Origin of the sequence: Pseudomonas syringae pv. cilantro (assembly GCF_001293775.1) — a bacterium.
GTDB classification, from domain to species: domain Bacteria; phylum Pseudomonadota; class Gammaproteobacteria; order Pseudomonadales; family Pseudomonadaceae; genus Aquipseudomonas; species Aquipseudomonas syringae_P.
Window position 1 is genome coordinate 1 of record NZ_LGLN01000100.1, and the last position, 713, is coordinate 713.

Consider the following 713-nt stretch of genomic DNA (forward strand, 5'->3'; position numbering starts at 1 on the left):
CCTGGTTACCAACTTCCGGATACACCAAAGCCCACAGCACCGGTTCAAACTGACCCACCGTCCAACACTGGAAAACCCCGGTAAACAGCACCTTATCGGCCGTGGCCGTTGGGCATTGGCCATCGGCACTGCATCCTCCGGCTACCTTCTCAACCCTACCCCAGACAGCAGGGTCTGAGGGCGGGAGAAATCTCATTGGAGTCTTTATGCGTTTGTATCTGTGCGAGAAGCCCAGCCAGGGTAAGGACATTGCCGCCGTACTCGGAGCAAAAACCCGGGGCGACGGCTGCCTCAGAGGGCCGGGGGTGGCCGTCACGTGGGGCATTGGCCACTTGCTGGAAACTGCTGCGCCGGATGCCTACGGCGATCACCTGAAAAACTGGAGCCTGGATACGCTTCCCATTCTACCTGCACAGTGGAAAGTCATCGTCAAACCGAAGACCGCCAGCCAGTTCAAGGTCGTGAAGCAGTTGCTCAAAGAAGCAACAGAACTGGTGATCGCGACCGATGCCGACCGCGAAGGTGAGATGATCGCGCGCGAGCTGATCGAGTATTGTGGGTACCGTGGGCCGATTCAGAGGCTGTGGCTTTCGGCCCTGAATGAAGCATCCATCCGCCAGGCACTCAGCAGCGTCAAACAGGGTGCGGAAACCTATCCGCTATACCTATCAGCGCTCGCACGCTCCAGGGCGGACTGGCTGATCGGCATGAAC

Annotated in this window: 1 protein-coding gene; it reads left to right on the forward strand. The window is 58.8% G+C overall.

The genetic code is table 11. From position 1 onward, the window contains the following. Nucleotides 1-206 precede the first annotated feature (206 nt). A partial coding sequence (locus ABJ99_RS26330; protein ID WP_230081104.1) for a toprim domain-containing protein occupies nucleotides 207-713 on the forward strand: 507 nt, incomplete at its 3' end.